General features: G+C 71.8%; 23 protein-coding genes and 1 pseudogene. 9 read left to right on the top strand and 15 right to left on the bottom strand.

The window, feature by feature from the left end; all coding sequences use genetic code 11:
- Positions 1-7 precede the first annotated feature (7 nt).
- The 5 genes from AC4IHM_RS18075 to AC4IHM_RS18055 all read right to left on the bottom strand — a co-directional run bounded on the left by AC4IHM_RS18075 (position 8) and on the right by AC4IHM_RS18055 (position 2,725).
- Entirely contained in the window at positions 8-445 is a 438-nt protein-coding gene (locus tag AC4IHM_RS18075; RefSeq protein WP_490868051.1) for a Fur family transcriptional regulator, read from the bottom strand.
- A 16-nt stretch (positions 446-461) separates the two neighbouring features.
- The gene (locus AC4IHM_RS18070; RefSeq protein ID WP_490868050.1) at positions 462-1,037 is read right to left on the bottom strand and encodes a nitrobindin family protein; all 576 of its coding nucleotides are present in this window, start codon (positions 1,035-1,037) and stop codon (positions 462-464) included.
- Between the two features lie 168 nt (positions 1,038-1,205).
- A complete protein-coding gene (locus AC4IHM_RS18065; protein ID WP_490868049.1) occupies positions 1,206-1,577 on the bottom strand; it encodes a DUF397 domain-containing protein in 372 nt (123 codons plus the stop codon).
- A 30-nt stretch (positions 1,578-1,607) separates the two neighbouring features.
- Entirely contained in the window at positions 1,608-1,901 is a 294-nt protein-coding gene (locus AC4IHM_RS18060) for a DUF397 domain-containing protein (RefSeq protein WP_490868048.1), read from the bottom strand.
- A complete protein-coding gene (locus tag AC4IHM_RS18055; RefSeq protein ID WP_490870857.1) occupies positions 1,883-2,725 on the bottom strand; it encodes a helix-turn-helix domain-containing protein in 843 nt (280 codons plus the stop codon). The genes AC4IHM_RS18060 and AC4IHM_RS18055 overlap by 19 nt, the downstream gene beginning before the upstream one ends.
- Positions 2,726-2,895: 170 nt before the next feature.
- Between AC4IHM_RS18055 and AC4IHM_RS18050 the strand changes: the two genes are divergently transcribed.
- The 3 genes from AC4IHM_RS18050 to AC4IHM_RS18040 are packed head-to-tail and all read left to right on the top strand — an operon-like array spanning position 2,896 to position 3,909.
- Entirely contained in the window at positions 2,896-3,288 is a 393-nt protein-coding gene (locus AC4IHM_RS18050; RefSeq protein ID WP_490868047.1) for a hypothetical protein, read from the top strand.
- Positions 3,285-3,518 (top strand): hypothetical protein, encoded by a 234-nt coding sequence (locus AC4IHM_RS18045; RefSeq protein ID WP_490868046.1) that lies wholly within the window; start codon positions 3,285-3,287, stop codon positions 3,516-3,518. The genes AC4IHM_RS18050 and AC4IHM_RS18045 overlap by 4 nt, the downstream gene beginning before the upstream one ends.
- A gap of 28 nt (positions 3,519-3,546) precedes the next feature.
- Positions 3,547-3,909 (top strand): DsrE family protein, encoded by a 363-nt coding sequence (locus tag AC4IHM_RS18040; protein ID WP_358746547.1) that lies wholly within the window; start codon positions 3,547-3,549, stop codon positions 3,907-3,909.
- Here the strand turns inward: AC4IHM_RS18040 and AC4IHM_RS18035 are convergent.
- The 8 genes and pseudogenes from AC4IHM_RS18035 to AC4IHM_RS18000 all read right to left on the bottom strand — a co-directional run bounded on the left by AC4IHM_RS18035 (position 3,903) and on the right by AC4IHM_RS18000 (position 8,996).
- A pseudogene (locus tag AC4IHM_RS18035) lies at positions 3,903-4,162 on the bottom strand (DUF3099 domain-containing protein). The gene AC4IHM_RS18040 and the pseudogene AC4IHM_RS18035 sit on opposite strands and share 7 nt — an antisense overlap.
- Positions 4,163-4,249: 87 nt before the next feature.
- Entirely contained in the window at positions 4,250-4,537 is a 288-nt protein-coding gene (locus AC4IHM_RS18030; RefSeq protein ID WP_490868045.1) for a DUF1416 domain-containing protein, read from the bottom strand.
- Positions 4,538-4,577: 40 nt separating this feature from the next.
- Positions 4,578-5,423, bottom strand: coding sequence for a sulfurtransferase (locus AC4IHM_RS18025; protein WP_490868044.1), 846 nt, complete (start codon positions 5,421-5,423; stop codon positions 4,578-4,580).
- Positions 5,424-5,556: 133 nt separating this feature from the next.
- Positions 5,557-5,637 carry a putative leader peptide gene (locus tag AC4IHM_RS18020; protein WP_355172694.1) on the bottom strand — a complete coding sequence of 27 codons (81 nt, stop codon included), beginning with the start codon at positions 5,635-5,637 and terminating at the stop codon, positions 5,557-5,559.
- 198 nt (positions 5,638-5,835) lie between these two features.
- Positions 5,836-6,573 carry an LmeA family phospholipid-binding protein gene (locus AC4IHM_RS18015; protein ID WP_490868043.1) on the bottom strand — a complete coding sequence of 246 codons (738 nt, stop codon included), beginning with the start codon at positions 6,571-6,573 and terminating at the stop codon, positions 5,836-5,838.
- Between the two features lie 135 nt (positions 6,574-6,708).
- Positions 6,709-7,836 carry a hypothetical protein gene (locus AC4IHM_RS18010; RefSeq protein ID WP_490868042.1) on the bottom strand — a complete coding sequence of 376 codons (1,128 nt, stop codon included), beginning with the start codon at positions 7,834-7,836 and terminating at the stop codon, positions 6,709-6,711.
- Position 7,837: 1 nt separating this feature from the next.
- A complete protein-coding gene (locus AC4IHM_RS18005; RefSeq protein WP_490868041.1) occupies positions 7,838-8,092 on the bottom strand; it encodes a MoaD/ThiS family protein in 255 nt (84 codons plus the stop codon).
- Between the two features lie 64 nt (positions 8,093-8,156).
- Positions 8,157-8,996, bottom strand: coding sequence for an alpha/beta hydrolase (locus AC4IHM_RS18000; protein WP_490868040.1), 840 nt, complete (start codon positions 8,994-8,996; stop codon positions 8,157-8,159).
- 234 nt (positions 8,997-9,230) lie between these two features.
- Here AC4IHM_RS18000 and AC4IHM_RS17995 point away from each other — a divergent pair, with 234 nt between their 5' ends.
- The 5 genes from AC4IHM_RS17995 to AC4IHM_RS17975 all read left to right on the top strand — a co-directional run bounded on the left by AC4IHM_RS17995 (position 9,231) and on the right by AC4IHM_RS17975 (position 14,510).
- Positions 9,231-10,040 (top strand): response regulator transcription factor, encoded by an 810-nt coding sequence (locus AC4IHM_RS17995; protein ID WP_490868039.1) that lies wholly within the window; start codon positions 9,231-9,233, stop codon positions 10,038-10,040.
- A gap of 42 nt (positions 10,041-10,082) precedes the next feature.
- Positions 10,083-11,105, top strand: a complete 1,023-nt coding sequence (locus AC4IHM_RS17990) for a LacI family DNA-binding transcriptional regulator (protein ID WP_490868038.1) — start codon at positions 10,083-10,085, stop codon at positions 11,103-11,105.
- A gap of 99 nt (positions 11,106-11,204) precedes the next feature.
- Complete coding sequence (locus AC4IHM_RS17985) at positions 11,205-12,242, top strand: S1C family serine protease (RefSeq protein WP_490868037.1); 1,038 nt, start codon at positions 11,205-11,207, stop codon at positions 12,240-12,242.
- Positions 12,243-12,315: 73 nt separating this feature from the next.
- Positions 12,316-13,050 (top strand): response regulator transcription factor, encoded by a 735-nt coding sequence (locus AC4IHM_RS17980; RefSeq protein WP_490868036.1) that lies wholly within the window; start codon positions 12,316-12,318, stop codon positions 13,048-13,050.
- Positions 13,047-14,510, top strand: a complete 1,464-nt coding sequence (locus AC4IHM_RS17975) for a sensor histidine kinase (RefSeq protein ID WP_490868035.1) — start codon at positions 13,047-13,049, stop codon at positions 14,508-14,510. The genes AC4IHM_RS17980 and AC4IHM_RS17975 overlap by 4 nt, the downstream gene beginning before the upstream one ends.
- Before the next feature lie 58 nt (positions 14,511-14,568).
- Here AC4IHM_RS17975 and AC4IHM_RS17970 read toward each other — a convergent pair whose 3' ends face one another.
- On the bottom strand, positions 14,569-16,401 hold the full coding sequence (locus AC4IHM_RS17970) for a bifunctional metallophosphatase/5'-nucleotidase (RefSeq protein ID WP_490868034.1): 1,833 nt from the start codon (positions 16,399-16,401) through the stop codon (positions 14,569-14,571).
- A 191-nt stretch (positions 16,402-16,592) separates the two neighbouring features.
- Between AC4IHM_RS17970 and mshD the strand changes: the two genes are divergently transcribed.
- Complete coding sequence (gene mshD / locus AC4IHM_RS17965; protein WP_490868033.1) at positions 16,593-17,525, top strand: mycothiol synthase; 933 nt, start codon at positions 16,593-16,595, stop codon at positions 17,523-17,525.
- A gap of 42 nt (positions 17,526-17,567) precedes the next feature.
- On the opposite strand, the gene AC4IHM_RS17960 is transcribed toward mshD, so the two are convergent.
- The gene (locus AC4IHM_RS17960; protein WP_490870856.1) at positions 17,568-18,173 is read right to left on the bottom strand and encodes an ABC transporter; all 606 of its coding nucleotides are present in this window, start codon (positions 18,171-18,173) and stop codon (positions 17,568-17,570) included.
- Between the last annotated feature and the right edge of the window lie 18 nt (positions 18,174-18,191).

The following is an 18,191-nucleotide window of genomic DNA, read 5'->3' as shown; positions in this document are numbered from 1 at the left end:
GCCTAGCCTACGACTCGGCGGCCGGGCCCTTCAGGGAGCAGTCCCGGCACCGCCCGAAGATCGCGAAGTGCTTCATGTCGGTGTCGAAGCCGAACTGCTCGCGCAGCTTGGCGGTGAACTCGGCGGCCACCGACAGATCGGCCTCGATCACATTGGTGCAGTCCCGGCAGACCAGGTGGATGTGGTGGTGCCGGTCGGCCAGGTGGTAGGTGGGCGCGCCGTGCCCGAGGTGGGCGTGCGAGACCAGGCCCAGTTCCTCCAGAAGCTCCAGCGTGCGGTAGACGGTGGAAATGTTGACCCCCGACGCCGTCTTCCTCACTTGGCCGAGGATGTCGTCGGGGGTCGCGTGCTCCAGGGTGTCCACGGCTTCGAGCACCAGCTGCCGCTGCGGGGTCAGCCGGTAGCCGCGCTGTCTGAGGTCGCTTTTCCAGTCGGTGCTCACCACACCCCTGAGTCTAGGACTACTTGAAGAAGGCGATGCCGTCGTCGGGCATGTCGTCGGGCAGGGCCTTGGCCCAGCGCTCGACATCCTCCGGGGTGACGACCCTCTTCAGGTGCGCCGACATGTACGGGCGCAGCTCGACCTCGGGGGTCTGCTTCTCGCCGACCCACATCAGGTCGCTCTTCACATAGCCGTACAGCCGCTTGCCGCCGGTGTACGGCCGGGAGGCGGCCGTGCGTGCCACCGCGTCGGTCACCAGGTCGATCTGGGGCTTCTGGTCGGCCAGCTCGCCGTACCAGATCTCGATGACGCCGTCGTCGCGGGTCATCGTGACCTCCACCCTGCGGTTCGGGTCGATGCGCCAGAAGCCGTGCTCGGACTCCAGCGGGCGGACCTTGTTGCCGTCCTGGTCCAGCACCCAGGTGTGCGACTGGTACTCCAGGAAGTCCCGGCCGTCGTGGGTGAAGGAGACCTCCTGTCCGAAGTTGCACTTCTCGTCGCCGGGGAAGTCGTGCACGCCCGCACCGGCCCAGTCGCCGAGCAGGAAGACGAGCGGGACGAGGTCCTTGTGGAGGTCGGACGGGATCTCGATCATGAGCGGTACTTCCTGGCGTCGGTGATCAGCGCTGGCCCTGGTACAGCTTCTTCACGGTCAGACCGGCGAAGGCGAGGACGCCGACGCAGACCAGGACCAGCAGGGTTTCGAAGAAGATCTCCACGGGGTGCTCCTTGACCGGGGGCATACGACAGGGCCGCCCCCAGCTTACGCGGCCCACCTCGGCTCTTCTCGCCGGACTCCGTCCACGAAGGCGGCCCACACGGGCGCGGCGAACACGAGCGCACCGCGAGCGGGATCCTTACTGTCCCGCACAGGCACAAGGGAGGGAAGATTGTGGGCGACCTCGACGCAGTCACCGCCGCTCGCGTTGCTGTAGCTGCTCCGATGCCAGTCGGCGGCGCGAAGGAGGTCGTCGGAGACCTCGACACACTGACCGCCATCGGAGTTGCTGTAGCTGCTCTTGCGCCAGCCGACAGCGCTAAGGAGATCGTGGGAGACCTCGACGCAGTCACCACCGCTCGTATTGCTGTAACTGCTCCGGTGCCAGGTGATCGTGCTCAGGTCGATAGCCCGCATCGTGCTTCCTCCAGCATCCGCTCGATAAACCTACGCAGCCCCTCCCGACCCCTCCCGCCGCACTCCGTCCACAAAGGCAGCCCACACGGGCGCGGCAAACACCAGCGCACCGCGCGCGGGATCCTTACTGTCCCGCACAGGCACAAGGGAGGGAAGATTGTGAGCGACCTCGACGCACTCACCGCCGCTCGTATTGCTGTAACTGCTCCGATGCCAGTCGGCGGCGCGAAGGAGATCGTCAGAGACCTCAACGCACTGACCGCCGTCCTGATTGCTGTAGCTGCTCTTGCGCCAGGTGATCGTATTCAGGTCGATGGCTCGCATGGCGCTTCCTCCGGCATCCGCTCAATGAACTCCCGCGACTCGCCCGGGGACAGGGCCGTATCGCGCACCCGATCGTATCGGAGCTGAAGCTGGTCGACTGCCGTTGTCTCCTGTACCAGTTCGCCCGAGTAGCCCGTCTCGACCCAGGCTACGGTCCGGCCGTCTGGCCCCCGCAGGAACATGGCGTCGGTGTTTGTCAGCCCGTGCAGCCCCTCACTCCAGGGCAGCACCTGGATGATGACATTGGCGCGCTCAGTCATCGCGGCGAGATGGCCGAGCTGCGCCCGCCATTCGCCCTGGTCACGTAGCGGACTGCGCAGCACCGCCTCGGAGAGGATGGTGCGGAACTGCGGGCCGTCGGGCGCCAGCAGTAGCTCGCGCCGTCCCAGGCGGGCCGCTACCTGGGCGTCCAGCTCCCCGCCATCGAGTCCGCCCTGTTTGAGCAACTCGGCCGCGTACTCGGCTGTTTGAAGCACCCCAGGCAGGTTCGAGGCGGCGTAGTGCCACATACTCACCGCCTCGGCCTCAAGGATCATGTACCGCCGATATCGCTCCTTGAACTGCGTCGGATCGGCCACCGCCAGCTCCCACAGTGTGAGCAGCATCCCGGTCGTGCCGTAGTACTGGTCCAGCGCCTCCACGATCTCCGGGCCGCCCAGCGTATGGCCGTTCTCCATCTTTCCGAACTGGGACGCGTCCCATCCCACCGCCTCCGCCACGACCCGCAGGGACACGCCCCGCGTGCGCCGGAGCAACCTCAGCTCCTCCGCGAACCGTGCCCTCGGTTCCTGACTGCGACCCGTGATCGCCCTCCGCTGCGGCACCGGCACCCCTCCCGGCTGTGGAATTTGTGGAATGTGGAGCGCCCGTTGTGGCACTAGCGGCTGTTTCGAGCTTGGCGACCCCCGGTCTGGGTCATGCTCTTACTGCCCACCGCTACGCAGAGTAGGGCAACTATCGCATTCCGTATAGATGTTGACGTAAGGAGCGACCCGTGGGTGTGGAACCGGCCACCTTCGAGCCCGGCACCGTGCTGTACGACCCCGTCACCGAGAAGGTCGGTGAGTACCGGGGCCTGACCGGGCCCCACGCGATGCTCCGCCCGCTCGGCGGCGGCCGGGAGTGGGAGGCGGAACCGGCCGGGCTGCGCAGGGCCACCGACCGGGAGCGCATCAGGGCGGGGCTGCGCGCCGCGAACGAGCGCACGTCGGCCCGGCCGCCGGCCCCGGGCGACCCGGACCGGCCGCCCGTGCCCGTCCCCGGCTGCGACGCCTGCGCCTGGCTGGCGGACCGGCGGGAGGCCGCGCGGGCGGAGTTCGACCACAGCGCGGTGACGGACGCGAACGTCCTGCTGCGCCAGCACCGGCGCAAGGAGCACGCGGGATGACGCGCGACGACGGACTGCCGTACGAGGAGTGCCGGCGGGCGCAGCGGCTCGCGCCCCGGCGGGACAAGGCTCCCCTCTCCCCCGGCTTCGGCATCCCCCCGTTCCACCCGGCGCACCCGCCGAGACACCGGGCCAGGCGCCGGGTGCGGCTGGACGGCGCCACCGTCAGCGGCCTGCTCACCGTCCTGTGCGTGGCGACGCTGCTGGTGACGATCACCTTCTCGGTCTGACGCCGCCCGCGAGGGCTACGCTTCCGGCATGGCGAAGAAGCTCGTGATCAAGGTGACGGCGGGGGCGGACGCGCCCGAGCGGTGCTCTCAGGCGTTCACGGTGGCGGCGGTGGCCGTGGCCAGTGGGGTCGACGTGTCGCTGTGGCTGACCGGTGAGTCCGCGTGGTTCGCGGTGCCGGGCCGGGCGGCCGAGTTCGAGCTGCCGCACGCCGCGCCGCTGCCCGACCTGCTGGACTCGCTCCTGGCGGGCGGCCGGGTGACCCTGTGCACGCAGTGCGCGGCCCGCCGCGACCTCACGGAGAAGGACGTCATCGAGGGCGTACGCATCGCGGGCGCGCAGGTCTTCGTACAGGAGGCACTCGCCGAGGACACCCAGGCCCTCGTCTACTGAGGGGGCCGCCGTCCGTCACGACGGCGGCCGGCGTCGTCGGAGTCCGCGTCGTCCGGGGGTCGTCCCACCAGCGGTCCTCCGGGCCGCGGCGGTTGGCGACCACCGCGGCCACCGGCGGGATGACCATGGCCACCACGCACATGCCCACGGCCGCCGGGACGGACCACAGGCGTACGACCCCCCAGGCCAGGACGAAGAGCGCGATGCAGATCCCCATCATGGCGAAGTAGACGTGCCGCCGCCGTGCGTACATACGTCCAGCGTAGATCCGGGGCGCGGACACGGCGAAGGGGCCGCATCCCGGGTGGAAACCCGGGGGTGCGGCCCCTTCGTGCCGTCGTCAGACGGCGATCGCGACCTCCGCCAGGCCGCCCTGCCGGGCGATGACCGTGCGGTCGGCGGTGCCGCCGGGGACGAGCGCTCGGACGGTCCAGGTGCCCTCGGCCGCGTAGAAGCGGAACTGGCCCGTCGCGGAGGTCGGGACCTCCGCCGTGAACTCGCCGGTGGCGTCCAGCAGACGGACGTAGCCCGTCACCGGCTCGCCGTCGCGGGTCACGTGACCCTGGATCGTGGTCTCACCGGGCTTGATCGTCGAGGCGTCGGGGCCGCCGGCCTTCGCTCCGCACATGTCGTACTCCTGAAGGGTTGGGAAAGGTCGGTCGGGTGGCTTACTTCGCGGCGCCCAGCTCGATCGGCACGCCGACGAGGGAGCCGTACTCGGTCCAGGAGCCGTCGTAGTTCTTGACGTTCTCCACGCCCAGCAGCTCGTGCAGGACGAACCAGGTCAGGGCCGAGCGCTCACCGATGCGGCAGTAGGCAATGGTGTCCTTCGCCAGGTCGACCTGCTCGTCGGTGTAGAGCTGCTTCAGCTCGTCGTCCGACTTGAAGGTGCCGTCGTCGTTGGCGTTCTTCGACCACGGGATGTTGCGGGCGGACGGGACGTGGCCCGGACGCTGCGACTGCTCCTGCGGGAGGTGGGCCGGGGCGAGCAGCTTGCCGGAGAACTCGTCGGGCGAGCGGACGTTGACCAGGTTCTGCGCGCCGATGGCGGCGACGACATCGTCCCGGAAGGCGCGGATCGCGGTGTTCTGCGGCTTGGCCTTGTAGTCGGTGGCCGGGCGCTGGGGCACCTCGTCGCCGGGAACCAGCTCGCGGGCGTCCAGCTCCCACTTCTTGCGGCCGCCGTCGAGAAGCTTGACGTTCTCGTGGCCGTACAGCTTGAAGTACCAGTAGGCGTAGGACGCGAACCAGTTGTTGTTGCCGCCGTAGAGGATCACCAGCGTGTCGTTGGCGATGCCCTTCGCGGAGAGCAGCTTCTCGAAGCCCTCCTGGTCGATGAAGTCACGGCGGACCGGGTCCTGGAGATCCTGGGTCCAGTCGATCCGGATCGCGTTCCTGATGTGGTTCTTCTCGTAGGCGGACGTGTCCTCGTCCACCTCGACGATCGCGATGTCCGGGTCGTCCAGGTGGTCCTGCAGCCAGTCGGCGTCGACCAGGACGTCACTGCGGCTCATGATTTCTCCTCCGGGGCAGTTGGCGGGGGGGGGGCGTGCGGTGCGAGGGAGTGCGCGCTCAGGCCGGTGGCGGCGCGCGGGCGCCCTGGTCAGGGCGGGCGAGCGGAAAACGGACGGCGGCGGGGCCGTCCGCTCAGAAGGCGCGACAGAGCATGGCGGCAACGCGGCACAGGTCCACTGCCCGCCGCTTCGTGAGATCCGCCTGTCGCTTCATGATGCCGATCGTAGGGAGGGAAAGCGTGCCATGTCACCGATGTGTCGCATTCTGAGACACGATCGTCCGGGATGCGGGATCGGTACCCCTTCCGGAAGACCGCCGGGCGTCGGCCGGCCGGGACGCGCGCCGTCGCATCTACGGTACGGACGGCGCCGTCTCGCCTGTCGGACGCCGCTCGGCGCGCCGCCCGTCGTCCTACCCGGCCAGCCTGACGTTCGAACCCTTCACCGTGATCTCGACGCCGCCCTTGGCCGCCTCGACCTTGTCCAGCTCTATGCCGCCGGGCAGTTCGTCGATGGTCTGCTGAAAGTCGGTGATGGCCCGGATCCGGGACTCGGCGAGCTGCTTGCCGCCGATCTTCGGCAGGCCGTCGGCGACGACCTCGACGTTGTTGTCCTTGACCGTGACCGAGCTGAGCACGTCGACCGGCTCGGGCACCTCGACGCCGAGGACCGTGGCCCGCAGCGACACCTTGATCTTGCCGTTGCCGCCGTCGGAGAGGCCGACGACCTTGGCGCTGACGCCGGGCGCGATGTCCGTGGGCTCGGACTTGGCGGCCTTCATCAGCTCGTCGTAGCCGACGGTCGCGGTGCCGGTGGCGGTGGACGCGGTGGCGGAGCCGAAGTCGCCGGAGAACTCGACGCCCTTCATGTGCGCCCGCAGGTCGTCGATGCGGATCTTCTCGCCGCCGTCGCCCGTGGATGCCTCGTAGCCGTCGATGCCGACCTCCACGTCGTCCAGCTCGCCGCGGGCTACCTGGGTGAGGAAGGGGAAACCGTTGATGGACACGTCCGGCGTCGAGGACAGGTTCTCGCTGCTCCGCAGCTTGTCGGCCACCTTGCCCTCGGCGAAGTTGACCGCGACCCGGTCGGCGATCACGAAGAGGCCGCCCAGGATCACGACGACGATCAACAGTATTCGCAATGCACGCATGTGGTGTTTTCCCCCACCTTGGACGGTCGACGAACGGCGGTGCCCGACGACCGGCGGCCGCCCCGCGCGAGACTAACCCGACCGGCAACGATCACCGGGGTTTTGTCGACCACCTGTGACAGGGCGCGCCCCGGCTCAGCCGAGCGCCCGCCCCAGGACGTACACCGCCGGTGCCGCGGCCGCGAGGGGCAGGGCCACGCCCGCCGTGAAGTGGACGAACCGGGAGGGGTAGTCGTAGGCCGCCACCCGCAGGCCGATCAGCGCGCAGACCGCCGCGCCCGCGCCGAGCAGCGCGCCCGGCGCCCCGAGGTCCGTCACCGAACCGGCCGCGGCGCCCGCCCCGGCCGCCGCGAGCAGCGCGACGGCCACGGAGACCGGCGTCGGCAGCGGCAGGGCGCGCACCACGGCGGCCACGGCCACCGCGATCGCGCCGACCGTCACCGCGTCCGCGGCGGCGGCCAGGTACCCGCCGGCGAGGACGGCGAGGGCCGCCGCGGCGACGGTCGCCATCAGGCCGTGGATCCGCTCGTCGGGGTCGGCGTGCGAGCGCAGTTGCAGCACGAGGGAGAGCAGCACCCACACCCCGAGCGTGCCGAGGAGCGCCGCCGGGGAGCGGTCCGACACCAGCATCGCCGCGTCGGCGGCGAGCGCGGCGGCGAAGCCCAGCGCGATGCCCTGCCGGGCGGGCCACATGCCGTTCAGCCGGAACCAGCCGGCCGCGGTCACCGCCTGGAGGGCGACGAGCGGGACGAGGAGGGCGTAGGTGCCGAGCGCCGCAGCGCCGGCCAGCAGCAGCCCGAGCAGCGCGGTCAGCAGGGCGGGCTGCATCCCGGGGTCGATGATCGGCGAACGCCCCTCGGCTCGGGCCCGCTGCGCGTCCGTGACCCGGGCGTTCCCGACGACGGTCGCGGGACCGTACCCGGGGCCCTCCGGGGCGGCCGGGGGCGCGGGGAACGCGTACGGCTGGGGGTGGGGCTGGGGCTGGGGGGCCTGGGGGGCGTACGTCTGCGGCGGTGACTGGTAGTACGGCTGCTGCTGCGGCGGATACGCCGTCTCCTGCGCGGGGACCGGCGGCTGCACCTGCGTCTCCCAGGTCTGCCCCTGCCACTGCTGCGTGTACTGGGCGGCGTCCGGGTCCTCATGGCCCTGGTACGCCCGCTGCCCGTGCCACGCCTGGGCGTCGTAGCCCTCGTAGCCCTCGTAGCCCTCGTAGCCCTGATGCGGCTGATGCGGCTGATGCGGCTGATGCGGCTGGTTGGTCATCTCACCCTCCTGCGAACGGCGGGAGCACCTCGACCGTGCCGCCGTCGGCCAGCCGTACCGTCTCATGCCCGCGGGTGCCCACGGGATCCCCGTCGACGAGGAACGAGCAGCGCGGCAGCACACGGGTGAGTTCGCCGGGGTGCCGCTCGCGCACCGCGCCGAGCGCGTCGGCGAGCGTGGCCGCCTCGTACGGCTCGTCGGCCACCCCCGCCGCGGCCTTCGCGGCGGCCCAGTAGCGCACCGTGACCTTTGCCATCTGCTTCCTTCGTCGCCGGTGCCGATCGGCGTCCGTGCCGATCGGCGGTGAACACGTCATCAGGCTAGCCCGCCCGGGAGGCGGCCCAGTCGCCGATCCGGTGCAGCAGGGCCTCGTCCGAGGCGTGCTCGGCGTGGCCCATGCCGGGCTCCAGCCAGAGTTCGCCGTGGTCACCCGCCGCCTCGGCCAGCATCCGGGGGTGGTCGACGGGAAAGTAGCCGTCCCGGTCGCCGTGCACGACCAGAAGGGGCGTCGGTGCGATCCCGGGCACCGCCTCCACCGGCGACAGCGGCACCGGGTCCCACTGGCGGTGGTGGATGCGGGTACGGAGCCCGTAGCGGCCCACCAGGCGCCCGGCGGGCCGCATCACCAGCCAGTGCAGCCGGCGCATGGGGGCCGTACCCCGGTAGTACCAGCGGGCGGGGGCGCTCACCGACACGACGGCGTCCGGGCGGGCGTCGCCGTACAGGGCGGCGTGCCGCAGTACCACCGAGCCGCCCATGGAGAAGCCGACGGTCACCAGGCGCGCGTGCCCGAAGCCCCGCGCCCAGGCGACCGCCGCCGCCAGGTCGAGCACCTCGCGGTCGCCGACGGTGGAGCGCCCCCCGGAGGCGCCGTGCCCCCGGAAGGAGAAGGTGACCACCGCCCCGTGCCGCGCGAGGGCCGCCGCGATCCGCCTCACGTGCGGCCGGTCCGCGTCCCCGGTGAAGCCGTGCGCGACGACGAACACCAGATCAGAGGCGGCGCGGTCGCCCGCGCCCGGTTCGTATACAGCGTCGATCCGGACCCCGTCGGCGGTGCGGAGGAAAGTGCGTGAGGGCGTGCGGCGCGGCGCCTCTCCAGGCGTCTCGGGATCCGGACGAATGGTGGAACGCGCCACATGACCTGCCGGTCGCTTGCTCATGTCGGCTATTCTGCTGGGCAGAGGACTCGGGCAACGTAGCCCCCGGGTCCTTTCGTGCTTTCGGGAGCGTCGAGCGGCGTTCACCTCCCGGACGCACGGCGGGCCCCAAGGTCACGGGATCCGCACCCGTACGAAGCAGTGCCGTAAACGTCCTCGCAGGGACCGGGAGGAACCAGACGTTATGGGCGAGCGAACCGTGCACGACCGCAGGACAACCCAGGCAGGTGGAGCGCGATGAGTTCTCTCCTGCTCCTGACCAACGCCCTTCAGCCGTCGACGGAGGTGCTTCCCGCCCTCGGCCTGCTGCTGCACAACGTCCGGGTCGCCCCCGCGGAGGGCCCCGCACTCGTCGACACCCCCGGCGCCGACGTCATACTCGTCGACGGGCGCCGTGACCTTCCCCAGGTCCGCAGCCTGTGCCAGCTGCTGCGCTCGACCGGGCTCGGCTGTCCGCTGATCCTCGTCGTCACCGAGGGCGGCCTCGCCGCCGTCACCGCCGACTGGGGCATCGACGACGTGCTCCTCGACACCGCCGGACCCGCGGAGGTCGAGGCCCGGCTGCGGCTGGCCATGGGCCGGCAGCAGATCGTCGGCGACGACTCCCCCATGGAGATCCGCAACGGCGACCTCTCGGTGGACGAGGCGACCTACTCCGCCAAGCTCAAGGGCCGGGTCCTCGACCTGACCTTCAAGGAGTTCGAGCTGCTGAAGTACCTCGCCCAGCACCCCGGCCGGGTCTTCACCCGCGCCCAGCTCCTCCAGGAGGTGTGGGGCTACGACTACTTCGGCGGCACCCGCACGGTCGACGTGCACGTACGGCGGCTGCGCGCCAAGCTCGGCCCCGAGCACGAGTCGCTGATCGGCACCGTCCGCAACGTCGGCTACCGCTTCGTCACGCCGGAGAAGCCCGAGAAGACGGAGCGCTCCGCGGAGGACGGCAAGGCCAGGTCCTCCCAGGCGCAGACGCCCGAGCAGGAGCAGACCGGGGCACCGGCGGCGGCACCCGCGGCGGACGCCGCGGAGGCCAGGCCATCCAAGGTGTGATACTCCCTGCCCGGAGCGGGTCCATCCGCGTAGACTCCGCGCGTGGCCAAGGTGACTCGGGATGACGTGGCGCGGCTGGCGGGGACTTCGACCGCCGTCGTCAGCTATGTCATCAACAACGGACCCCGGCCGGTCGCCCCGGCCACGCGCGAGCGTGTCCTCGCCGCGATCAAGGAACTGGGGTACCGGCCGGACCGGGTCGCCCAGGCCATGGCCTCGCGGCGCACGGACCTCATAGGCCTGATCGTGCCGGACGCGCGCCAGCCGTTCTTCGCGGAGATGGCGCACGCGGTCGAGTGGGCCGCCTCCGAGCGCGGAAAAATGGTGCTGGTCGGCAATTCGGACTACGTCGGCGAGCGCGAGGTCCACTATCTGCGCGCCTTCCTCGGCATGCGCGTCTCCGGGCTCATCCTGGTCAGCCACGCGCTGAACGACAACGCCGCCGCCGAGATCGACGCCTGGGACGCCCGCGTCGTCCTGCTGCACGAGCGCCCCGAGGCCATCGACGACGTGGCCGTCGTCACCGACGACCTGGGCGGCGCCCAGCTCGCCGTGCGCCACCTGCTGGAGCACGGGTACGCGTACGTGGCCTGCATGGGCGGTACCGCCGAGACCCCGGCCGTCGGCGACCCGGTCTCCGACCACGTGGAGGGCTGGAAGCGCGCGATGCAGGAGGCCGGGCTGCCGACCGAGGGCCGGCTCTTCGAGGCGCCGTACAACCGCTACGACGCCTACCGCGTGGGCCTGGAGCTGCTGGCCGGCCCGCAGCGCCCGCCCGCGATCTTCTGCTCCACCGACGACCAGGCGATCGGCCTGCTGCGCGCGGCGCGCGAGCTGCGCATCGACGTCCCCGGAGAGCTTGCGGTCGCCGGCTTCGACGACATCAAGGAAGCCGCGCTGGCCGACCCGCCGCTGACGACGGTCGCCTCGGACCGGTCGGCGATGGCGCGCTCCGCCGTGGACCTGGTCCTGGACGACGGACTGCGGGTGGTGGGCTCCCGGCGCGAGCGGCTGAAGGTGTTCCCCTCGCAACTGGTGGTACGGCAGTCCTGCGGCTGCGCGTAGCTCCCCGGCGGGCGTCCTTACATCGGGCATACGAGCTTCTGCCGGGCTTCTCAGGCGGCACTCAGGGTGCTCTCATCCGGGGGCGGGAAGCTCATGGACATGACCGAGAGCCTCCGCCGCAACGGCGAGTACGAGCACGCGAACCCGTACCTGGGAACCCACCAGCACGCCTCTTCTCCCGTCAGCCCCGAGTGGCCGCCCCCGCCGGCCCAGCCGCCCGAGCCGCCGACCGTGCACCACGGGCAGCCCGAGCAGCCGCACAGGAAGCGCGGCGCCCGGCGCGGACCCGTCGCCCTGCTCGCGGCCGTGGCCATCGTCGCGGCGGCCGTCGGCGGCGGCACCGCCTACGGCATCCAGGAGCTGACCGGCAGCGACACCGTCGCCTCCAGCGCCACCAGCACCAGCGTGGTGCCCTCCAGCCAGAAGGGCACCGTCTCCGGGGTCGCCGCGGCGGTCAGCCCGAGCATCGTCGAGATCAGCGCCACCTCGAACGCCGGTTCCTCCACCGGCTCCGGCGTGATCATCACCAGCGACGGCGAGATCATCACCAACAACCACGTGGTGTCCGGCGCCTCGTCCGTCAAGGTGACCACCAGCGACGGCAAGCAGTACACCGCCCAGGTCGTGGGCACCGACAGCGGCAAGGACCTCGCGCTGATCAAGCTGGAGAACGCCTCCGGCCTCAAGACCGCGACCCTAGGCGACTCGGACGGCCTCGGGGTCGGCGACCAGGTCGTCGCCATCGGCTCCCCCGAGGGCCTGACCGGCACCGTGACCAGCGGCATCGTCTCGGCCCTCAACCGTGACGTGACCGTCTCGACGGACGAGAGCCAGCAGCAGCAGGAGCAGCAGCAGGGCGGCGGCTGGCCGTTCGAGTTCGGTGGCCAGCAGTTCAACGGCGACACCGGCTCGTCCACGACGACGTACAAGGCCATCCAGACCGACGCCTCCCTCAACCCGGGCAACTCCGGCGGCGCGCTGATCGACATGAACGGCAACATCATCGGCATCAACTCCGCGATGTACTCGGCGACCGACTCGTCCGCCTCCTCGGGCAGCGTCGGCCTCGGCTTCGCGATCCCCATCAACACGGTCAAGGCCGACCTGTCCGCGCTGCGGGCGGGCGCCGACAGCTGAGCGGGCACGAGAACGTGCGACGCTGAAGACGTTGTCGGCCCCGTACCCCACCGCACCCGAGGAACCCGAGCCCATGAGCCCCGCAGAAGGCGACCGTGACACCCAGCGCATCCTGATCGTCGACGACGAGCCGGCGGTCCGCGAAGCCCTCCAGCGCAGCCTCGCCTTCGAGGGGTACGACACCGAGGTGGCCGTCGACGGCGCCGATGCCCTGGAGAAGGCGGCGGCCTACCGGCCCGACCTGGTCGTCCTCGACATCCAGATGCCCCGCATGGACGGCCTGACCGCCGCCCGCCGGATCCGCGGCGCGGGCGACCTGACCCCGATCCTCATGCTCACGGCCCGCGACACCGTCGGCGACCGGGTCACCGGCCTGGACGCCGGCGCCGACGACTACCTGGTCAAGCCCTTCGAACTGGACGAGCTGTTCGCCCGTATCCGCGCGCTGCTGCGCCGCAGCTCCTACGCGGCGTCGGTCTCCGCCGGCACGGCGGACGACGACACCCTGGCCTTCGCCGACCTGACCATGGACCTGGCGACCCGGGAGGTCAGGCGGGGCGGACGGCCGGTGGAGCTGACCCGTACGGAGTTCACCCTCCTGGAGATGTTCATGGCGCACCCGCGCCAGGTGCTCACCCGGGAGCAGATCCTCAAGGCGGTCTGGGGCTTCGACTTCGAGCCGTCGTCCAACTCCCTCGACGTGTACGTCATGTATCTGCGCCGCAAGACCGAGGCGGGCGGCGAACCGCGCCTCGTGCACACCGTCCGCGGTGTCGGCTACGTCCTGCGGCAGGGCGGCGCGGAGTGAGGAGGCTCGTCCGCCGGCTCCGTACGCTGCCCATCCGGGCGCGGCTGTCGCTGCTGGTCGCGGCGGCGGTGGCGTTCGCGGTCGCGGCGGCGGCGGTGGCGTGCTGGTTCGTGGTGAAGAGCGTGCTGGTGAGTTCGCTGGACGAGGCGCTGAAGGCGAACCGCATGGACAAGCAGCAGGTCAGCCAGTACGTCAATCTGCGCACCGGCCTGTGCGCCCACGACCCCGTGGCACACGAGCAGAACCCCTTCGGCTCGTCCGTTCAGCTCGTGGACCGGCAGGGCGGCAGCTGTCTCATCATCGGCACGGAGGAGGTTCCGCTCACCGACGCCGACCACGCCGTGGCCGAGGGCGCGTCCTCCGACGCGCTGCACGACGCCACCGGCTCCGACGGCACCCAGTACCGCGTCTTCACCTACGCCGTGCCGGATCTGTCGGGCGTCGCCGTCAGCGCCGCCCGTCCGCTGAGCGAGGTCAACAGCTCGCTGAGCAATCTCGCGCTGGTGCTCGTCTTCGTCGCGGGCGCGGGAGTGGTCGGGGCGGGTGCCGCCGGCCTGTGGGTGGCCCGGACCGGTCTGCGCCCCGTGGACGAACTGACCCGGGCCGTGGAGCACGTGGCCCGCACCGAGGATCTCACCGTCCGCATCCCGGTCGAGGACGACAGCGAGGACGAGATCGCCCGCCTCTCCCGCTCCTTCAACAGCATGACCTCGTCCCTGGCCAGCTCGCGCGACCTCCAGCAGCAGCTCATCGCCGACGCGGGCCACGAGCTGCGCACGCCGCTCACCTCCCTGCGCACGAACATCGAACTGCTCACCCGCAGCGAGGAGACCGGCCGCCCGATCCCGGAGGCGGACCGCAAGGCGCTGCTCGCCTCGGTGAAGGCGCAGATGACCGAGCTGGCCGCGCTGATCGGCGACCTCCAGGAGCTGTCCCGCCCCGACACCGGCCAGCACGAGGGCCGCACCCGCATCCTGGCCTGGCACGATGTCGTCGAGTCGGCCCTGCGGCGGGCCCGCCTGCGCGGCCCGGAGCTGACGATCACGGCGGACGTACGGCCCTGGTACGTCCGGGCGGAGCCGGCCGCCCTGGAACGCGCGGTCGTCAACATCCTGGACAACGCGGTGAAGTTCAGCCCCGCGTCCGGCAGCATCGAGGTGCGGCTGGCCGACGGTGTCCTCACCGTCCGCGACCACGGGCCCGGCATCCCCGCCGACGAACTCCCCCACGTCTTCGACCGGTTCTGGCGCTCTCCGTCGGCCCGCGCGCTGCCCGGCTCGGGCCTGGGCCTGTCGATCGTGGCGCGCACGGTCCAGCAGGCGGGCGGCGAGGTGACACTGACCCCGGCGGCCGGGGACGGCGAGGGCGAGGGCGACGGGACGGTGGCGACCGTACGGCTGCCGGGGGCGCCGGTGCCCCCGCCGGAGGTGAACCCGGCCGACGGGGGTCAGTGGTCGTGAACTCCCGGGGACTCGCGGGGCTCACGGGGACTCACGGAAACCGGCTACCGGCTACCGGCTACCGCACGACCGTGATCCGGTCGGCCGCCGGCGGGGCGATCGGGTCGGCCGCCGAGGAGTTGGCCGCCAGATAGTCCGCGAGCGCCGTCAGGTCGTCCGCGCCGACGAGTTCGTTCGTGCCCTCGCCCAGCGTCGTGAAGCCGTCGCCGCCGTCCGCGAGGAAGCTGTTCGACGCGACGCGGTAGGTGGCCGCCGGGTCGATGGGCTCGCCGTCGAGGCGGATGGAGTCCGCGACCACCCGGTCCTCGCCCGTCTTCGTCAGGTCCAGGGTGTAGGTCAGGCCGGACGACACCTGGAGGATCTTCGGAGCCGCCTCGTTCACGCCGCCGACCTGCTCCTTGAGGACCTGGACCAACTGGGCGCCCGTGTAGTCCTGGAGGTTCACCGTGTTGGCGAAGGGCTGGACCGTGAAGCCCTCGGCGTAGGTCACCACACCGTCGCCCTCGTCGCCCGTGGACGCGTAGGTGAGGGGCGCGCGGATGCCGCCCGGGTTCATCAGGGCCAGGTCGGTCTCCGGGTCCTGCGCCCTGCCGTGGGCGAGCTGCGCGTCGGCGATCAGGTCGCCCAGCGGGGACTCCGTGCCGTCGCGGGAGATGTCGCCGGAGATGTAGCCGATGGGGCGGTTGCCGATCGGGGCGGCCAGCGTGTTCCAGTCGCTGATCAGGCGGGTCATGTCCGGCGCCTTCGGCACGTCCCGGGTCACCACGTGGTTCGCCGACTTCACCGACGTACGGGCGATGTCACCCGTGCGGCGGTCGTAGGTCAGCGTCGTGTCCGTGTACAGGCGGCCGAAGGAGGCGGCCGAGGTGACCATGCGGGGCTTGCCCGAGGGGTCGGGGATGGTGCAGACGTACGCGTTGTGGGTGTGGCCCGTGACCAGCGCGTCGACCTGCGGCGAGATGTTCCTCGCGATGTCGACGATCGGTCCGGAGACGCCGTCGCCTGCGCCCGGGGAGTCGCAGTCGTAGTTGTAGGAGGCCGAGGCCGGGAAGCCGCCCTCGTGGATGAGGGCCACGATCGACTTCACGCCCTGGCGCTGGAGTTCCGCGGCGTACTTGTTGACCGTCTCGACCTCGTCCTTGAACGTCAGGCCCTTGACGCCCTCCGCCGAGACGATGCCCGGGGTGCCCTTGAGGGTCACGCCGATGAAACCGACCTTGACGTCCTTGTGCTTCCACACCCAGTACGGCTTCAGGATGGGCTTCTTCGTCTTCTCGTCCAGGACGTTGGCCGCCAGGTACGGGAAGTCGGCGCCCTTGAACCGCTTGTCCGTGTAGCAGCCCTCGGTGGGGTGGCAGCCGCCGTTCTGCAGGCGCGCCAGTTCCCTCGCGCCCTCGTCGAACTCGTGGTTGCCGACGGTCGTCACGTCCAGGTCGAGCTTGTTCAGCGCCTCGATGGTCGGCTCGTCGTGGAAGAGACCGGACAGCAGCGGGGACGCGCCGACCATGTCGCCGCCGGCCGCGGTGACGGAGTACGGGTTGCCCTTGCGGGCCTGGCGCAGATGCGTGGCCAGGTACTCCACGCCGCCCGCGTCGACCGTCTCCGTCGTGCCGTCCGGGTGGACCTCGGTGACCTGGCCCGAGGAACCGGCCGGGGGCTCCAGATTGCCGTGCAGGTCGTTGAAGGAGAGGAGCTGGACGTCCTGGTAGCGGCTCGGCGTGTGGTGCCCCTTGCCGTGGCCGCCGCCCCGCTGGCTCCCGCCCGCGCTCGCGGACGCCGGCAGCGCCGCGGCGGCGAGCGCCCCGGCGGTGACGACGGTGGCGGCGACGGCGAGGAGACGGTTCGTACGGCGTCTGCGGCGCGTTCGGTGCGTCGGTGCTGTGGCTGGCATGCGCCCCCCTGTGGGTGTGCGTGGCGCGAGCCGCTGAGGAGACGGCTCGTCGGCGCAGCAGCCTATGGTCAACGCGCGTAGCGCGACAGGGGGTTCCGGGTTACATCTGGGTTTACCCTTCCGCCCGTCCGCCCCCTTCCCTTCGCTCCGACCGCCCCGCTTTCCCGGATCCGCCCCTTACCCTCGTACGCATGACCAGCAGCGACGACACCGCGCGGCCCGGCCGCCCCCGCTCGATCGAGACCCTCGCCGAACTCACCCCGGAGCAGACCGGCGCCGTACTCGCCCTGCTCGCCGAGGCCGCCCGCGAGGACGGGCAGCACGCCGTGTCCGAACAGGGGCGGCTGCAACTGCGCGGCGGCGCACGGGAGGGCGTGGCGCACCTGCTGCTCACCGTGGACGGCGGCGAACTCGTGGGCTACGCCCAGCTGGAGGACACCGACCCGGTGGAGCCGCCGGCCGCCGAACTGGTCGTCCACCCCGCGCACCGGGGGCACGGGCACGGGCGCGCCCTCGGCACCGCGCTGCTCGCCGCGTCCGGCAGGCGGCTGCGGGTGTGGGCACACGGCGGCCACCCCGCCGCCCGGCATCTCGCGCAGGCGCTCGGTCTGCGCCTCTTCCGCGAACTCCGCCAAATGCGGCGCCCGTTGGCCGACCTGGTCCTGCCGGACCCGCGCCTGCCCAAGGGCGTGAGCGTGCGCGCCTTCGTGCCCGGCCGGGACGACGCGGCCTGGCTCGCGGTGAACGCCGCCGCCTTCGCCCACCACCCCGAGCAGGGCTCCCTGACCCAGCGGGACCTCGACGACCGCGAGTCCGAGGCGTGGTTCGACCCGGCGGGGTTCTTCCTGGCCGAGCGGGACGGCGAGCTGATCGGCTTCCACTGGACGAAGGTGCACGCCGAGGAGCGGCTCGGCGAGGTGTACGTCCTCGGCATCCGCCCCGACGCGCAGGGCGGCGGCCTGGGCAAGGCGCTGACCACCATCGGCCTGCGGCACCTGGCGGAACAGGGCCTGCCCACCGCGATGCTGTACGTCGACGCCGACAACAAGGCCGCGGTGGCCGTCTACGAACGCCTCGGTTTCACCACCCACGAGACGGACCTGATGTACCGCACGGAGACCTGAGCGCCCCTCACCACCCCACGGGGGTCAGGGCCTCGCCCGGCCTCACGCCGGTCCGCCCGCCGCGCGTGCCCGTGTTCCGCGTGCCCCGCCTCCCAGCGGCTCCGGCCCGCACAGTGCCCACACCCCGGCCGCCACCGCCGGCAGCACCGCCCACCGGTCGTGCGCCGCCGCCCACCGCGGGTCGCCGGGCGGTACGAACAGCGCCCAGCCCTCCGGCGTGAGCGGGGGCGCGAGGACGGCCGTCAGGAGCAGGGCCGGGGCGACGGCGGGACCCGGACGCGTCTCGTCCGTCAGCCGTACCACCGCCGCGGCACCGGCGAGCGCCAGGCCGCACACCGCCGCCGCCTCCAGCGTGACGCCACCGGCCGGGGGCCGGGACGCCGGGGGGACGAGCAGCAGCGCGGCCGTCCACCACAGGGCGGCGAGCGGTGCGACCAGGGCCGCCCGCAGCGCCTGCCGCAGGGGCCGCCCGGCCGGTACCGGAGCGGTGAGGTGCCGGGCGGGGTCGTCCAGCAGGAAGGCCAGCCCGAGCGCGCCGGTCAGGGCGACGAACCGCAGCAGCAGGAGGGCCTGCCAGGGCGTCGGTTCCACGCCGGTGGCGGCCGGCGCACCGGCGAGCAGCAGCCCGAGGGCGCCGGCCGCGGCCATGGCCCGCCACGGCAGCGT

Source organism: Streptomyces sp. SL06 (assembly GCF_058244745.1).
Note: the sequence above shows the minus strand (reverse complement) of the source record. Positions and strands in the feature narration are given on the sequence as shown.

Excerpts from the sequence above, each read along its gene's own strand:
- AC4IHM_RS18070 (WP_490868050.1), bottom strand. The coding sequence starts at position 1,037 with ATGATCGAGATCCCGTCCGACCTCCACAAGGACCTCGTCCCGCTCGTC.
- AC4IHM_RS18065 (WP_490868049.1), bottom strand. The coding sequence starts at position 1,577 with ATGCGGGCTATCGACCTGAGCACGATCACCTGGCACCGGAGCAGTTAC.
- AC4IHM_RS18060 (WP_490868048.1), bottom strand. The coding sequence starts at position 1,901 with ATGCGAGCCATCGACCTGAATACGATCACCTGGCGCAAGAGCAGCTAC.
- AC4IHM_RS18045 (WP_490868046.1), top strand. The coding sequence starts at position 3,285 with ATGACGCGCGACGACGGACTGCCGTACGAGGAGTGCCGGCGGGCGCAG.
- AC4IHM_RS18040 (WP_358746547.1), top strand. The coding sequence starts at position 3,547 with ATGGCGAAGAAGCTCGTGATCAAGGTGACGGCGGGGGCGGACGCGCCC.
- AC4IHM_RS18030 (WP_490868045.1), bottom strand. The coding sequence starts at position 4,537 with ATGTGCGGAGCGAAGGCCGGCGGCCCCGACGCCTCGACGATCAAGCCC.
- AC4IHM_RS18025 (WP_490868044.1), bottom strand. The coding sequence starts at position 5,423 with ATGAGCCGCAGTGACGTCCTGGTCGACGCCGACTGGCTGCAGGACCAC.
- AC4IHM_RS18020 (WP_355172694.1), bottom strand. The coding sequence starts at position 5,637 with ATGAAGCGACAGGCGGATCTCACGAAGCGGCGGGCAGTGGACCTGTGC.
- AC4IHM_RS18015 (WP_490868043.1), bottom strand. The coding sequence starts at position 6,573 with ATGCGTGCATTGCGAATACTGTTGATCGTCGTCGTGATCCTGGGCGGC.
- AC4IHM_RS18010 (WP_490868042.1), bottom strand. The coding sequence starts at position 7,836 with ATGACCAACCAGCCGCATCAGCCGCATCAGCCGCATCAGCCGCATCAG.
- AC4IHM_RS18005 (WP_490868041.1), bottom strand. The coding sequence starts at position 8,092 with ATGGCAAAGGTCACGGTGCGCTACTGGGCCGCCGCGAAGGCCGCGGCG.
- AC4IHM_RS18000 (WP_490868040.1), bottom strand. The coding sequence starts at position 8,996 with ATGAGCAAGCGACCGGCAGGTCATGTGGCGCGTTCCACCATTCGTCCG.
- AC4IHM_RS17995 (WP_490868039.1), top strand. The coding sequence starts at position 9,231 with ATGAGTTCTCTCCTGCTCCTGACCAACGCCCTTCAGCCGTCGACGGAG.
- AC4IHM_RS17985 (WP_490868037.1), top strand. The coding sequence starts at position 11,205 with ATGACCGAGAGCCTCCGCCGCAACGGCGAGTACGAGCACGCGAACCCG.
- AC4IHM_RS17980 (WP_490868036.1), top strand. The coding sequence starts at position 12,316 with ATGAGCCCCGCAGAAGGCGACCGTGACACCCAGCGCATCCTGATCGTC.
- AC4IHM_RS17970 (WP_490868034.1), bottom strand. The coding sequence starts at position 16,401 with ATGCCAGCCACAGCACCGACGCACCGAACGCGCCGCAGACGCCGTACG.
- mshD (WP_490868033.1), top strand. The coding sequence starts at position 16,593 with ATGACCAGCAGCGACGACACCGCGCGGCCCGGCCGCCCCCGCTCGATC.
- AC4IHM_RS17960 (WP_490870856.1), bottom strand. The coding sequence starts at position 18,173 with ATGGCCGCGGCCGGCGCCCTCGGGCTGCTGCTCGCCGGTGCGCCGGCC.